The 14668-nt window shown below is 63.0% G+C and carries 16 protein-coding genes; 7 read left to right on the top strand and 9 right to left on the bottom strand.

Annotated features, from left to right (window positions below; translation table 11 throughout):
* Together trkA and F6S12_RS11960 are read left to right on the top strand one after the other, a co-directional pair.
* Positions 1–968 (top strand): Trk system potassium transporter TrkA (gene trkA, locus F6S12_RS11955; protein WP_315868932.1); only part of this gene is annotated, 968 nt, incomplete at its 5' end.
* A gap of 115 nt (positions 969–1083) precedes the next feature.
* On the top strand, positions 1084–1401 hold the full coding sequence (locus F6S12_RS11960; RefSeq protein ID WP_011058407.1) for a tetratricopeptide repeat protein: 318 nt from the start codon (positions 1084–1086) through the stop codon (positions 1399–1401).
* A gap of 171 nt (positions 1402–1572) precedes the next feature.
* On the opposite strand, the gene F6S12_RS11965 is transcribed toward F6S12_RS11960, so the two are convergent.
* From F6S12_RS11965 to F6S12_RS11975, 3 genes are all read right to left on the bottom strand, one after another.
* Entirely contained in the window at positions 1573–1812 is a 240-nt protein-coding gene (locus F6S12_RS11965; protein WP_011058406.1) for a PilZ domain-containing protein, read from the bottom strand.
* A 72-nt stretch (positions 1813–1884) separates the two neighbouring features.
* Positions 1885–2772 (bottom strand): lysophospholipid acyltransferase, encoded by an 888-nt coding sequence (locus F6S12_RS11970; RefSeq protein ID WP_011058405.1) that lies wholly within the window; start codon positions 2770–2772, stop codon positions 1885–1887.
* 42 nt (positions 2773–2814) lie between these two features.
* A complete protein-coding gene (locus F6S12_RS11975; RefSeq protein WP_011058404.1) occupies positions 2815–3378 on the bottom strand; it encodes a DNA-3-methyladenine glycosylase I in 564 nt (187 codons plus the stop codon).
* 81 nt (positions 3379–3459) lie between these two features.
* Between F6S12_RS11975 and glyQ the strand changes: the two genes are divergently transcribed.
* The 4 genes from glyQ (at position 3460) to F6S12_RS11995 (ending at position 7868) form a co-directional block, all read left to right on the top strand.
* On the top strand, positions 3460–4413 hold the full coding sequence (glyQ, locus tag F6S12_RS11980) for a glycine--tRNA ligase subunit alpha (protein ID WP_003177094.1): 954 nt from the start codon (positions 3460–3462) through the stop codon (positions 4411–4413).
* The gene (gene glyS / locus F6S12_RS11985; protein WP_053154783.1) at positions 4410–6464 is read left to right on the top strand and encodes a glycine--tRNA ligase subunit beta; all 2055 of its coding nucleotides are present in this window, start codon (positions 4410–4412) and stop codon (positions 6462–6464) included. The genes glyQ and glyS overlap by 4 nt, the downstream gene beginning before the upstream one ends.
* Before the next feature lie 17 nt (positions 6465–6481).
* Positions 6482–7015: a D-glycero-beta-D-manno-heptose 1,7-bisphosphate 7-phosphatase gene (gene gmhB, locus F6S12_RS11990; protein ID WP_015633611.1), complete on the top strand. Its 534-nt coding sequence runs from the start codon at positions 6482–6484 to the stop codon at positions 7013–7015.
* A gap of 82 nt (positions 7016–7097) precedes the next feature.
* Positions 7098–7868: a lysophospholipid acyltransferase family protein gene (locus F6S12_RS11995; RefSeq protein WP_161466464.1), complete on the top strand. Its 771-nt coding sequence runs from the start codon at positions 7098–7100 to the stop codon at positions 7866–7868.
* A 180-nt stretch (positions 7869–8048) separates the two neighbouring features.
* Here the strand turns inward: F6S12_RS11995 and F6S12_RS12000 are convergent, their stop codons facing one another.
* From F6S12_RS12000 to F6S12_RS12010, 3 genes are all read right to left on the bottom strand, one after another.
* Entirely contained in the window at positions 8049–10367 is a 2319-nt protein-coding gene (locus F6S12_RS12000) for a CHASE2 domain-containing protein (RefSeq protein WP_123431150.1), read from the bottom strand.
* An 18-nt stretch (positions 10368–10385) separates the two neighbouring features.
* Positions 10386–11384 (bottom strand): FecR domain-containing protein, encoded by a 999-nt coding sequence (locus F6S12_RS12005; RefSeq protein ID WP_161466463.1) that lies wholly within the window; start codon positions 11382–11384, stop codon positions 10386–10388.
* A 399-nt stretch (positions 11385–11783) separates the two neighbouring features.
* On the bottom strand, positions 11784–12071 hold the full coding sequence (locus tag F6S12_RS12010) for a hypothetical protein (RefSeq protein WP_041114921.1): 288 nt from the start codon (positions 12069–12071) through the stop codon (positions 11784–11786).
* Positions 12072–12299: 228 nt separating this feature from the next.
* Between F6S12_RS12010 and F6S12_RS12015 the strand changes: the two genes are divergently transcribed.
* On the top strand, positions 12300–13028 hold the full coding sequence (locus tag F6S12_RS12015) for a response regulator transcription factor (protein WP_011058398.1): 729 nt from the start codon (positions 12300–12302) through the stop codon (positions 13026–13028).
* A 27-nt stretch (positions 13029–13055) separates the two neighbouring features.
* Here the strand turns inward: F6S12_RS12015 and F6S12_RS12020 are convergent, their stop codons facing one another.
* From F6S12_RS12020 to F6S12_RS12030, 3 genes are all read right to left on the bottom strand, one after another.
* Complete coding sequence (locus tag F6S12_RS12020) at positions 13056–13376, bottom strand: hypothetical protein (RefSeq protein ID WP_169892327.1); 321 nt, start codon at positions 13374–13376, stop codon at positions 13056–13058.
* On the bottom strand, positions 13373–13858 hold the full coding sequence (locus F6S12_RS12025) for a DUF4265 domain-containing protein (RefSeq protein ID WP_152685847.1): 486 nt from the start codon (positions 13856–13858) through the stop codon (positions 13373–13375). The genes F6S12_RS12020 and F6S12_RS12025 overlap by 4 nt, the downstream gene beginning before the upstream one ends.
* 151 nt (positions 13859–14009) lie before the next feature.
* Positions 14010–14534, bottom strand: a complete 525-nt coding sequence (locus tag F6S12_RS12030; RefSeq protein WP_053154776.1) for a DUF4265 domain-containing protein — start codon at positions 14532–14534, stop codon at positions 14010–14012.
* Positions 14535–14668 lie beyond the last annotated feature (134 nt).

Consider the following 14668-nt stretch of genomic DNA (forward strand, 5'->3'; position numbering starts at 1 on the left):
TCGAGCACCCCGGTGCGCTGCAGGTGATCGACTTCGCCGAAGGCAAGGCGCAACTGGTGGCGGTCAAGGCCTACTACGGTGGCCCGCTGGTGGGCCAGCAACTGCGCCAGCTGCGCGAGCACATGCCCAACGTCGACACCCGGGTGGCGGCGATCTTCCGTCGCGACCGGCCGATCATGCCCAAGGGCGATACGGTGATCGAGGCCGACGACGAAGTGTTCTTCATCGCCGCCAAGGCCCACATCCGCGCGGTGATGAGCGAGATGCGCCGCCTGGAGGAATCCTACAAGCGCATCGTCATCGCCGGTGGCGGGCAGATCGGCGAGCGCCTGGCCGAGGCCATCGAAAGCCGCTACCAGGTGAAGATCATCGAGATGAACCCGGCCCGCTGCCGCTACCTCTCCGACACCCTGGACAGCACCGTGGTGCTGCAGGGCAGCGCCTCGGACCGCGACCTGCTGCTGGAAGAGAACATCGCCGACGCCGATATCTTCCTGGCCCTGACCAACGACGACGAAGCCAACATCATGTCCTCGCTGCTGGCCAAGCGCCTGGGAGCGAAGAAGGTGATGACCATCATCAACAACCCGGCCTACGTCGACCTGATCCAGGGTGGCGATATCGACATCGCCATCAGCCCGCAGCTGGCCACCATCGGCACGCTGCTGGCCCACGTGCGCCGCGGCGATATCGTCAGCGTGCACTCCCTGCGCCGGGGCGCGGCGGAAGCCATCGAGGCCATCGCCCACGGCGACGCCAAGTCGAGCAAGGTGATCGGCCGTGCCATCGAGAACATCGGCCTGCCGCCGGGCACCACCATCGGCGCGATCATTCGCGACGAAGAAGTGCTGATCGCCCACGACGACACGGTGATCGAAGCCGGCGACCACGTGATCCTGTTCCTTGTGGATAAAAAACACATCCGCGACGTGGAGAAACTGTTCCACGTCGGCCTGAGCTTCTTCTGATCAACAACTCTGTAGCCGCTGCCGAAGGCTGCGATCGACTGCGCAGCAGGCGCTGCCCTTGCGAAGGCTGTACGGGCCTGATCGCAGGCTACATGAGCCCACAGGAGTGACAACGATGCTTGAATCCCTGGAAAAAATGCTCGCCAAGGGTGTGGATAACGCCCTGCTGCGCTTCGGCCTGGGCAAGGGTTACCTGGATCAGGGCGATTTCGCCAAGGCCGCCGAGCACCTGCAACGTTGCGTGGCCTTCGACCCCAAGTATTCCGCGGCGTGGAAGTTGCTGGGCAAGGCCTGCCAGGGGCAGGGCGACCTGCCGGCAGCGCGCCAGGCCTGGGAACAGGGCCTGGAAGCGGCCCGGGGCCACGGCGACAAGCAGGCGGAAAAGGAAATGACGGTGTTCCTGAAAAAACTCGACCGCCAGTCTCAAGGCTGACCCCACCCCTCCTCGGTAGCCGCTGCTGCAGGCTGCGAACGAGCTGGGCGGCACTCCGATGCACTGCTCGCTAGCTCTGAAGACCCGCACAGGCTCGACAAGAGAGCGCCAAGCAAGGCCCTTCGGTCCTTTTCGCAGCCTCGCGGGCTCGGCAACGGCTACAGGGCTATTTCACAGGTAGCGCAGGGCGATCCCTTCCGCGTCCACTTGCACCACTTCCATGCGCACCCGCGGCGCCGTCACCGGCAGGCCCTGGACCTGGCCGTAGACCACCGCGCCCTTGGGCAGTCTTGCCAGGGCCGGGCTCTGTACATAGACGCCGCTGGCGGACAGGTTGCGGGTCTGCCCCAGGCATTCGCCGATGCTTTCGTGGGAAATCTTGATGCGGAACGACTTGCGATGATCGGACATCTTCTGCGCCCTTGTTCGGTGTGCTGTGGATAACTCCCGATGCGGGGTTATCCACAGATCGTGCCAGCTCCCTCAGTACCAGCGCGCCTCGCCAGGCGGGCGCTTCTTGAAGCGTTTCATGCTCCACATGTACTGGCTCGGATAGGCCCCCACATAACGCTCGACCACCTTGCTCATGGCCGCGCAGGAGGTTTCGGTATCGGTGCTGTACATGTCTTCCGGCGCCGCTTCGAGGATCACCTTGTAGCCCGAGCCGTCGGGCAGGCGCAGGGCATGGAGGAACACGCCGACCGCCTTGCCGCCGGCCAGCATGTTCGGCACGAACTTGCTGGTCAGGGCCTGGGTGGCGAAGAAGGGCACGAAGATCCCGGCGGATTCGGCCGGTTCCGGGTCGGCGGGGATGCCCACTGCCCCCCCTTTGCGCACTTCCTTGATGACGCTGAGGATGCCTTCCTTGGTGGAAGCCGCCACGCGGTTGCCCAGTTGCACCCGCTGCTTGCGCAGCAGTTCGTCCACTGCCTTGAGCTTGGGCGGACGGTAGAAAATGATCGGTTTGCACTGGCTGCAATAGAAGTGGTTGAGCACTTCCCAGTTGCCCAGGTGGCTGGTGATGCCAACCACGCCCTTGCCCGAGGCCAGGGCGTCCTTGAGCACTTCCAGGCCCTCGACTTCACGCACCAGGGCAATGGAACGCTCGGCCGGCCAGATCCAGGCGCAGGCGCTTTCAGTCAGGGACTTGCCGATGTCCTTCAGGCTCTGGCCCACCAGGCGCTCGCGTTCCGCCGGGTCCATCTGTGGAAAACATTTGGCCAGGTTGATACGCACCACCTCGCGGGAACGATTGGGCGTCTTCCACATGATCCAGCCGATGGCTGCGCCGACCGCCTGCACCGCGCGCCAGGGCAGCAGGGCAAACAACCGCAGAGCACCCACCAGCAGGGCGCCTTTGAACTTATCCACAAATGACTCCTGATCTTGGTCATGAAGCGTGTCGCCAGCCGGCTATTCTAACCGCGCATCGGCCAGGATGGCGTACCGATCACAGTCCAGGGTGTGGTCCATGACCATCCCCGAGGCCTGCATCAGCGCATAACAGATGGTCGGGCCGACGAAAGTGAAGCCGGCCTTGCGCAGGCCGCGGCTCATGGCTTCGGCCTCCGGCGTCACCGCCGGCACTTCGCTGCGGTCGTTGAAATGGTTGATCTTCGGCACGCCACCGACGAAGGCCCAGAGAAAGGCCACCGGGTCTTCCAGCTCCAGCCAGGCCTGGGCATTGCGCCGCGCGGCGTTGAGCTTGAGGCGGTTGCGGATGATGCCCGGGTCCTGCATCAGGTCGTCGATCTCGGCATCGCTCATCTGCGCCACACGCTGCACATCGAAGCCGAACAGCACCTGGCGATAATGCTCGCGCTTCTTCAGCACGGTGATCCATGACAGCCCGGCCTGGAACCCTTCGAGCAATAACAACTCGAACAAGCGCTGCCCATCGCGCAGCGGCACGCCCCACTCCTGATCGTGATAAGCCATGTACAGCGGATCTTCGGAACACCAAAAGCAGCGTGGCATAAGGCTCCAGGGGGCGTGCGCAGGACTGAATCGGGTATACTCCCGCTCCTTAAATCGCAGCCCAAGTAACAGGTGAATTTCGTGAGCCAGCCTACGCCAGCCGTGCGTACCTTCCAAGACTTGATCCTCGCCCTCCAGCAGTACTGGGCCGAGCAAGGTTGTGTGGTACTTCAGCCCTACGATATGGAAGTAGGCGCCGGCACTTTCCACACCGCTACCTTCCTGCGGGCCATCGGCCCGGAAACCTGGAACGCCGCTTATGTGCAGCCCAGTCGTCGCCCGACTGACGGCCGCTACGGCGAAAACCCCAACCGCCTGCAGCACTACTATCAGTTCCAGGTGGTCTTGAAGCCCAACCCGGAGAACTTCCAGGAGCTGTACCTGGGTTCCCTGAAGCACGTGGGCCTGGACCCGCTGGTGCACGACATCCGCTTCGTCGAGGACAACTGGGAATCGCCGACCCTGGGCGCCTGGGGCCTGGGCTGGGAAGTCTGGCTCAACGGCATGGAAGTGACTCAGTTCACCTACTTCCAGCAAGCCGGTGGCATCGAGTGCTACCCGGTGACCGGTGAAATCACCTACGGCCTGGAACGCCTGGCCATGTACCTGCAGGGCGTGGATTCGGTGTACGACCTGGTGTGGGCCGACGGCCCGTTCGGCAAGGTCACCTATGGCGATGTGTTCCACCAGAACGAAGTGGAGCAGTCGACCTACAACTTCGAACACGCCAACGTCGAGAAGCTGTTCGAACTGTTCGATTTCTACGAAAGCGAAGCCAAGCGCCTGATCGAGCTGGATCAGCCACTGCCGCTGCCGAGCTATGAAATGGTCCTCAAGGCCTCGCACACCTTCAACCTGCTGGATGCACGCCGGGCTATCTCGGTCACCGCACGCCAGCAGTACATCCTGCGTGTGCGCACCCTGGCGCGTTCCGTTGCGCAAGCCTACCTGCTGGCCCGTGCCAAGCTGGGCTTCCCGATGGCAACCCCGGACCTGCGTGATGAAGTGTTGGCTAAGTTGGAGGCGGCACAATGAGTGCGCAAGATTTTCTGGTTGAACTGGGCACTGAAGAACTGCCACCCAAAGCCCTGAACACCCTGGCCGAAGCCTTTCTGGCCGGCATCGAAAAAGGCCTGCAGAGCGCCGGCCTGAGCTTCCAGGCCAAGCACGTATACGCCGCGCCACGGCGCCTGGCGGTGCTGATCACCCAACTGGCCACCCAGCAGCCGGATCGCAGCATCAACCTCGACGGCCCGCCACGCCAGGCAGCCTTCGATGCTGAAGGCAACCCGACCCAGGCGGCCCTGGGCTTTGCCAAGAAGTGCGGCGTCGAACTCAGCGAGATCGACCAGAGCGGCCCGAAACTGCGCTACAGCCAGAGCATCAAGGGCAAGCCGACCGCCAGCCTGCTGCCGACCATCGTCGAAGATTCGCTGAACGACCTGCCGATTCCCAAGCGCATGCGCTGGGCCGCGCGCAAGGAAGAGTTCGTGCGCCCGACTCAATGGCTGGTGATGCTGCTGGGCGATGAGGTCATCGACTGCACCATCCTCGCCCAGAAGGCCGGTCGCGACTCCCGCGGCCACCGCTTCCACCACCCGCAAAGCGTGCGCATCACCGCGCCGGCCAACTACCTGGCCGACCTGCGTGCCGCCTACGTGCTGGCCGACGCCAACGAGCGTCGCGAGCTGATCAGCAAGCGCACCGCGGAACTGGCGACCCTGCAGGAAGGCACGGCGATCGTCCCGGCGGACCTGCTGGACGAAGTGACTGCCCTGGTCGAATGGCCGGTGCCACTGGTGTGCTCGTTCGAGGAACGCTTCCTCGAAGTACCCCAGGAAGCCCTGATCACCACCATGCAGGACAACCAGAAGTACTTCTGCCTGCTGGACGTGGACGGCAAGCTGCTGCCGCGCTTCATCACCGTGGCCAACATCGAGAGCAAGGACCCGCGCCAGATCATCGAGGGCAACGAGAAAGTCGTGCGCCCACGCCTGACCGACGCCGAGTTCTTCTTCAAGCAGGACAAGAAGCAGAAGCTCGAAGACTTCAACCTGCGCCTGCAGAACGTGGTCTTCCAGGAAAAACTCGGCAGCGTCTACGACAAGGCCGAGCGGATCTCCAAGCTGGCCGCCTTCATTGCCCCGCGCATCGGCGGCGATGCCCAGCGCGCCGCCCGTGCCGGCCTGCTGTCCAAGTGCGACCTGGCCACCGAGATGGTCGGCGAGTTCCCGGAGATGCAAGGCATCGCCGGCTACTACTACGCCCTCAATGACGGCGAGCCGGAAGATGTCGCCCTGGCCCTGAACGAGCAGTACATGCCACGTGGCGCCGGCGCCGAGCTACCCAGCACCGTGACCGGTGCCGCCGTGGCCATCGCCGACAAGCTGGACACCCTGGTGGGGATCTTCGGCATCGGCATGCTGCCCACCGGCAGCAAGGACCCCTACGCCCTGCGTCGCGCGGCACTGGGCGTGCTGCGGATCCTGATCGAGAAGAAGTTCGACCTCGACCTGAACGACGCCGTGGCCTTCGCCGTCAGCGCCTTCGGCAGCAAGGTCAAGGCCGCCGGCCTGGCCGACCAGGTGCTGGAGTTCATCTTCGACCGCCTGCGTGCCCGTTACGAAGACGAAGGCGTGGATGTGGCCACCTACCTCTCGGTGCGTGCCCTGAAGCCGGGTTCGGCCCTGGACTTCGACCAGCGCGTGCAAGCCGTGCAGGCCTTCCGCAAGCTGCCGGAAGCCGCCGCCCTGGCTGCGGTGAACAAGCGCGTGTCGAACCTGCTGAGCAAGATCGAAGGCAATGTGCCGACCACCGTCGAAGCCAAGTACTTCGACAACGCCAACGAGTTCTCCCTGTACTCGGCGATCCAGCAGGCGGACCAGGCGGTACAGCCTATGGCCGCAGCTCGTCAGTACAGCGAGACCCTGGCCCGCCTGGCCGCCCTGCGCGAACCAGTGGACGCCTTCTTCGAAGCGGTGATGGTCAATGCCGAGGACGCCAAGGTACGGGCCAACCGCTATGCGCTGCTGGCGCGTCTGCGGGGCCTGTTCCTGGGCGTGGCGGACATTTCGGTACTGAGCTGATCAGGTAGGGAACTGCTGTGAAACTGCTGATACTCGATCGTGACGGCGTGATCAATCACGACTCCGATGCCTACATCAAATCGGTGCAGGAGTGGATTCCGCTCCCCGGCGCGATCGAAGCCATTGCGCAGTTGAGCAAGGCCGGCTGGACGGTGGCGATCGCCACCAACCAGTCCGGCATCGCTCGCGGCTACTACGACCTGGCCACCCTCGATGCCATGCACGCGCGCCTGCGCGAACTGGTGGCGGAGCAGGGCGGCGAAGTCGGGCTGATCGTCTACTGCCCTCACGGGCCCGACGAAGGGTGCGCCTGCCGCAAACCGAAACCGGGCATGCTGCTAACCATTGCCGAGCATTACCAGGCAGAACTGACAGGTCTATGGTTTGTCGGTGACAGTCTCGGTGACCTGGAAGCCGCAAAAGCCGTCGACTCTCAGCCAGTATTGGTAAAGACCGGGAAAGGCGAAAAGACTCTGGGGAAAACCCTGCCGGTAGGCACCTTGATTTTTGACGACCTGGCGGCCGTTGCCGCTGAACTTATCCACAATTAGGCCCCTTCTGGCATCCTGACCAAGGACTGTTCGGGAGAGCGCTTTTTAACAGGCGGGCATGCCCGCAATGGTAAATGCCGCTATGTCGATCCTGCAGGCCATCAGAACCTTTTTCTTTTACCTGCTACTGGGCACCAGTTCCTTGCTGTGGTGCTCCCTGAGCTTTTTTATCGCGCCGTTCCTCCCATTCAAGGCGCGCTATCGCTTTATCAACGTCTACTGGTGTCGCTGCGCGCTGTGGCTGACCAAGGTATTCCTCAATATCCGCGTGGAAGTGAAGGGCGCGGAAAACGTCCCCGAGCGGCCTTGCGTGATCGTTTCCAATCACCAGAGCACCTGGGAAACCTTCTTTCTCTCGGCCTACTTCGAGCCCCTGAGCCAGGTGCTCAAGCGCGAGCTGCTGTATGTGCCGTTTTTCGGCTGGGCCATGGCCATGCTGCGGCCCATCGCCATTGACCGGGACAACCCCAAGGCTGCCCTCAAGCAGGTGGCGAGCAAGGGCGACGAGTTGCTCAAGGACAATGTCTGGGTACTGATCTTCCCTGAAGGCACCCGCGTGCCTTACGGCCAGATCGGCAAGTTTTCCCGCAGCGGCAGCGCCCTGGCGGTGAATGCCGACCTGCCGGTGCTGCCGGTGGCCCACAACGCGGGCAAGTTCTGGCCGAAGACCGGCTGGGCCAAGCGCCCCGGCACCATCACCGTGACCATCGGCGCGCCGATATATGCCGAAGGCAGCGGCCCGCGGGCCATCGCCGAGCTCAATGACCGGGTGGCGGCCTGGAATGAACAGGCTCAACGGGATATGGGCTCATTGCCACCATTGGCCACTTCTACGGATAAGGTTGCTGTATGAGCTTCTGTGGATAACCTGTGTACGACTTTTCCTACAAGGCTTGAAATCTAATTATAAATCACTGATTTATATATATATTTCCCAAGCTCATAAAATGTGGAAAAACGTGCATAAGTTTTTCAGCAGACAAAAAAACCGGCCTTGGAGCCGGTTTTTTTCACCTGGGATATTCCCGGCCCTTCATTCCTCCAGCAAAGGCAGTTCGAGGATGAAGCAAGAGCCCCGACCCACCACGCTCTGGCAACTGATACGGCCCTGATGCCGGTCCACCACCGCCTTGACCATGGACAAGCCCAGGCCCAGGCCATCAATGCCCTTGGCCGAAGCAAAACGCTGGTACTGGCCGAACAGCTGGGGCAGATCCGCGGCATCGATACCCCGGCCTTCATCGCTGATCTCGCAGCGCAGCCAGCCTGAGGTACAACTGACCCGCACACTCACCCTGGACTCCACCGGGCTGTACTTGATGGCGTTTTCCAGCAGGTTGAACAGCGCCCGGGTCAGTAGCGACTGGTCCGCCAGCACCAGGCCTTCGGCCTCGTCGTCCAGGTCATGCTCCAGGTGAATGTCCTTCAACTGGGCCAGGGTCGTGGCCTGATCGAAGGCGTCCAGCACCAGCATGGCGAACATGCTCGGTTCGAACTGGTAGGCCTCCGACTCGGCCTTGGCCAACTGCACGAAGGCCTCGGTCAGAGCCAGGGCCCGGCGTACCTGCTGCTCGATCTGGCCGTACACCTGCCGGGGCGTCGCCGGCTGATGGCGCTGCACATCCAGCAAGGCCAGGATCGCCGAATGGGGCGCGCGCAGATCATGGGACAGAAAGCGCAACAGCACGCTGCGTTGCTGTTCGGCGTCGCGCTCGACGCTGAGGTCGGTGAGGCTCAGCAGCCAGCCAATGGCGGTATCGCTGTCCACCGGCAGCAGCGGCGCCAGTTCCATGCGCAGGCTGCGCTGCTGAACATCACGGAACTCCACCGCCGGCAGTTGTTCCAGCCGGGGGTACAAGGCCGGTTCCGTCAGGCCCGGGTAACCCAGGGCAGCCAACTGGGCAATCAGCCCTTCACCCACCAGGGAATGGGCAAACACTTCCCGTGCATTGCGGTTGGCCAGCAGGATCTTGCCGTCGGGGTCGCTGATCAGGGTCGCCACCGGCAGGTACTCCAGGCCATCGGCGATAAAACGCCGGGTGTCCCGGGTGCGGCTCAGGGCCTGCTCCAGAGCGACGATCTGCCCCTGCAGCACATCCCCGGCCGGGGCCTGGCTGCGCCGGCGTTCCGGCAACACCTTGGGCTCGCTGTCCAGGCGCGCCAGTTCCCAGCCGAAGTAGGCCAGGATCACGCTCAGCCGGCGCCAGTTCCAGATCAGGTAGGCCAGCAGCATGCCCAGCAGGCTGGCCACCGGCGACCACCAGTAGCCCAGCCGCAGCATCAATACCGAGCCCGCCAGGCCCAGCCCCATGCAACCCAGGGTTATCCACAGCGCGTGGCGCGGCCGCCACAGCAACAGGCCCAGCAACACAGCGGTCAGGGCCATGGACAGCAGCATCCCCGACCACTGGCCCAGGGCAACCACGCTGCGATGCTGGAGCAGGCCGTTGAGCAGGTTGGCCTGGATCTCCACCCCCGGGGTGGTGCCCTGGCTGCCGGATTGCGGGGTCACGTAGCGGTCCCCCAGCCCCGGGGCCGTGGAGCCCACCAGGATCAGCCGGTCGCGCAGCAGCTCCGGCGGCACTTCGCCCCGCAGCACGCTGACATAGGGCACGCTGGGAAAGCCGGCGTCGGCGCTGATAAAGGGAATGCGCACCGGGTTGGACCGCAGCCACCCCTGGGCCACGCGAGGTTTACCGGGCCCGGGCATATGGGGGAATGCCGGCTCGGCTTCGGTCAGTTGGTACAGCAGCCACGTCAGTTGCGCCCGGGGAGCCAGCACCGGGCCTTCGCGCAGGTACACGCTGCGCACCGTGCCATCGGCATCCGCTTCGGCATTGATATGGCCCAGGCCGCGGGCGCAATTGCGCAGCAGCGGCACCGGCGGGATTTCCTCAATGTCCTGGCCATAGCGGGCAACGCCCTGGCGCAGCACCGGCAGGAACACATTGCCGGCCCGGCACAGGGCGGCAGCCAGGCGGGTGTCGTTTTCCACCGTGCTGCCGGGTTCACTGAGGATCACATCGAACAGCACCCCTTTGGCCTCGGCCGCGCTCAGCCGGTCCAGCAGTTGGCCATGAATGGCCCGCGGCCAGGGCCAGCGCCCCAGTTGCTGCAAGCTGTAGTCGTCGATGGTCACCAGCAGGATGCGCGGGTCCACCGGTAGCGGGGTGAAGCGCCGCAGGTTGTCGTAGAACAGATTGTTCAGGGCCAGGCCGTGGCTCAGGGACAACACCGCAGTCAGCGGCAGAAGAATCAGGCTGACCCACAGCCACTCCCGCACCAGCCCGCGGAACAGGCGCTGAGCCTGGGTCGGTTCACGGCCTTCGGCCCGACGGCGCCACACGCTCATGGACGGCCCACCGGAGCGTTATTCAACACGGGTGGTCCTGGGGTAATAAAAGATGTCATAGACCCCGGTTTCGCCTTCCAGGCCGTGCTCATCGAACGCCGAAAGACGCACGTGATAAAAAAATGCCTGCAAGCCGGTGAAGTTGACCTGCGGGATGCTGGAGAACTGCTCCTGCTTGATGTTCAGGAAGTCCTTGTCGGTGGCGACCTGGGCCCGGTAGCGGCTGGCCCCGGGCAAAGGTTGCAGGATCAGTTGCCAGACGGGCAGGGCACCGGTCTGCCCAGCCTGCCCCAGCAGCCTCGGTGCGGCCAGCAGTTCCACCGGCTTGAGCTCGCCCTGTTTCTGGATCCGCAGCCCCTGGCGCGCCATGACCTGGACTTCACCCGGCACCGGGCCTGCCGGTTTATCCACAGGGCGCTGACGCGTACGCCGCGGTCCCGGCTGCGGCGCGTCCTCTTCGCGATTCACCGCCACTTGGCCATTGAGCACCTCCACCAGGGATTGCTGATCGTCATTGCGTACCCGGAAGTGAGTACCGCGAACCCCCAGCACGCCCACCGGCGTAACGATCTGGAAACGGTCGTGATCACTGGTGCGCTTGATCACGTAGGACTCGATCTGGCCCTGCTCCAGCACAACCTGAGGGATGGCGTACTGGTTATTGAGTTGCAGGGTGACTTGGGAACTGGAAGGCAGCACCACCCGCGAACCGTCTCCCAGGGACAGGCTGACGAAGGCCGACGGCGAGGTCCTGACCCCTTCCTTCTCATCGATGCTCATGCCTTCCTGCAGGAGCACCTCGCGTCCCTTGGCGTCCAGTTTCCAGGCTTCGCCGGTCAGGTGTTCCACCGTCGCCGGCAGGGGCTGGCCACGGCACTGCTGGTTGTCATCGATATAGGGCAGCCGTGGCGCAGCCGCCTGTGCCGCACACAACGGCAGAATCAACCCGGCCAGCAGCAGGGCGACACGCGCGACCTGAGGCCGGCCGGTGGACGGAAAAGGGCAGAGGTCATTCATGGATGTGCTTAGAGCCTTTGGGAAAACCGCGGCGAAATCCTACGCACCATACCTGAGGCAGATCGTTGGCAGAAAGCCGAACGCTGCGGGATGTCGCCCAAAGACAGGAACCCGGTCGGGCGAGGGCGGAAACAGGACAGGGCGAGAAGAAAGTGACACGTCCCTGTGTCGGAACCGGAGCGACAGGTCGCCCGGCCCAAAGTCCTGAGGAGGCACTCCCTGTATTCCCCTTCAACGACGCACGCGAGCGCGCGTTGTCCCGCCAGCCTGGCGGTTGACACTCCCTGTGTCGGAGCACTTCCAGGTGCCCCCGTGTGCCACTCAGCGGGAAGCAATGTAACGCTGGCCGCAAAGCTGCGACGGATTTGCAATATTTGTTCAGAATCATTGCCGCGGCCTCTAGAACACCCAGCGCGGGGCCGGTGGCTGCAGGTTCGTGGGTAGCGCTGTCCGACCGATCACGGGCTCGGCGTCCAGGGTCAGGTTGGAGTCACTGCCAGCGGGCAGGGCAGACGCCGGGTATTGCCCGATGCCGGAGGGCTGACAGCAGCCCGCTGTGGACGCTGGCACGGTACAGGCACTGATTCCCAGATAAGCCGCCAGCATCAAACTGAGAAGACGCACCGGATCATCGCCGCTGAATATTCTGACAAGCGCGACCTGGCCTTTCCTGAGCAGGTTCCCCATGGTTCTTTTCCTTGTTTGTACGAGCCGGTATCGTGCTGCTCAATAGCCCGACGGCCCGTGCTCCGGGCGCCTTACCGGCTATTTGATATCAGCGTACCGAGGGATCCGGGGCTCAAGAGCAATTCGCCACAATTGTTCAGATTCAGGTCAGGTGCCTAAACTTCCCCTCAGTCCGAGCCCGGCAGCCACGGCCCCGGACGCTCTTGGAACCATAAGGAACTGCCTCGCATGCGTGTCGCGATACTGGATGACGAACCTGCGGAACTGGCGCGGGTGGAACAGACACTGCGAGAGATTCCCGGCCCCGGCGAACAGCCCTGGACCTTGCACAGCTTTGAGCGCGGAGAAGACCTGCTGCGCCAGTTGCGCCGGGAAACCTTCGACCTGCTGATCCTCGACTGGCAAGTGCCGGACCTCAGCGGCCTGTCCCTGTTGCGCTGGACCCGGGAACACATGGATTCGCCGCCCGCGGCCATCATGCTCACCAGCCGCGATGCCGAGAGCGATATCGTCCAGGCCCTGAACACCGGTGCCGACGACTACCTGAGCAAGCCGTTTCGCCCCAACGAACTCAAGGCCCGGGTCAACGCGGTACTGCGCCGCCATGGCTTGCAGCGCAACCACAGCGAAGAAGTGCAGAGTTTCAACGACCTGAGCTTCGATGATGCGGAACTGACCGTCACCCGCGCCGGCGCTCCCATCAGCCTTACCGAGCGCGAGTACCGCCTGGCCCGCTGCCTGTTCGCCAACCTGGGCCGGCCGCTGTCCCGGGAGTACCTGTACGAACGGTTCTGGACCCATGAGGAAATCGTTTCCTCACGGCCCCTGGATACCCACATCTACCGCTTGCGCAACAAACTCGGGCTGACCGCGGATCGCGGTTGGCAACTGTTGACGATCTACGGCTATGGCTACCGCCTGGAAAGTGTCGCGTCGCCTGAAGAACAGGGCAGCTGACTGCTTGCCTTCAAAAGCGGCTTGATATCATTCCGGGTCCCGCCAGACATCTTCATAGCCGGCGCGGTCGATGATGAAACGCGTCCCGCTCGGCAGGTACAGGTAATCGATCACCTCCGGCAACAGCTCGAGCAGATGCTCGGCACACAGAGGCTGGTAGAAATCCACCGCAGTGGAATGTTCGCCGCAGTGGATAAACCAACTGACCGTGCCGTTTTCCGGCAACTCGACCCGGGTGCCATAGATGGGCGATTGCGCAAGGGAGCCTATGGCCAGCGCAATCATCGGCTCCGGGGCCTGGGGAGCAAGGTCGTAGCGTTCACAGATAAGCTGCTGTCTTTCGTTCATAGGGCCAGCCACCAATCGAGCAGGGTCTCGTCATCGGTGTCATCGAGGTTTTTATAGATGTTGGCGTAGTACCACTCGCTGCCCGTGGTCTCGCGAAAGCGGTTGAAGAACAGGGCGATGTTGTCCATGCCGTTTCGCGCCGGCACCGAAAATGTCAGATTGCCCTTGTAGCGCCCGTCGAGCATGCCACCCAATTCGCTCGCCACATCCGTCGCCAGGGCCATGATGTGTTCTTCAGGGATGTGATCCGAATAGATATGGATGCAGAAGTTGCCGCCACGCTTGAGCACCACGGCGGGGGCCTGCGGATCCTTGATCGAGATGATGTCGCCCTTGGCCAGGTTCAGCGCCAGCCCTGGTGAATAGAGAATCTCGTAACTGTCCTCATCAATGCGCCGGACATGCAGCGGCTCATAGACCGGGCCACGGCTGTTCTGCCCCGCAACAACCCGAATCGATATTTCCTGGTGTTCATCATCCATAACCCATTTCCGTGCGATTGCTGTTTCTACAAAGGGTGAAATGAGCCGAACCGGCCCAGCCGCGTAGCGGGGTCAACTGATCGATAAACACATCTCGAACGCGCCTGTTCGATGGCCGGATCGTCTCGCAGCTCAGGTGCCAGCACAGCACCTAGTGATCCCTCCAGGTGACGCACTCAAGTGAGGCCAGTGAAGAGCACTCGCTCAGGCGCGCAGGCTCAATGGCCCCGTGCTGTAAACAGGCATCTTCATAGGCGACATGTTGGTCGTCGGTGATGGAGGCCAGGTATTGGTCGATTGCGCAAAAACTGACCTCGGGCGCGATATCCACAGAGAACAGCGACAGGCCCCGGGTAACCGTACACCTGGCGCCGAGGCTGCGCAGGTGCTGCACAATCCCCGAGCGCTCTGACTCGCGCTCGGCAAAAACCCGCAGCGTCGAGTGCCCGGATTGCCGCACCACGCCGGTAGCGATCCGCTCATGGGCCTCAGCGCGAGTCAGCACCCAGTCCCCCTTGCTCACGCCATAGAGATAGTAGGGCGTGTTATCCAACTGGTAGACATCTGCCCCCCGTTGAATGCCCCACATCGACTCATACTCCACCGGTGGATAACCGTCGGCGTCGACGGTGAGCTTGAAAATGATCTTGTGAAACTGTGCTGTCGAGGTATCCATTCCATCTCACCGAGGCGCCGCCATGGGCCTCATAAACTGCCCGTAAAAGAAGTTTTCCTCGAAGGAAAATATGACCTCCGCACGGCCCCCGAAGGGGAAGCGTGCTTCATCGAATAGGTGGCTGCTTGTACCTG

This window comes from Pseudomonas sp. JV245A, assembly GCF_032424515.1.
Lineage (GTDB): Bacteria > Pseudomonadota > Gammaproteobacteria > Pseudomonadales > Pseudomonadaceae > Aquipseudomonas > Aquipseudomonas protegens.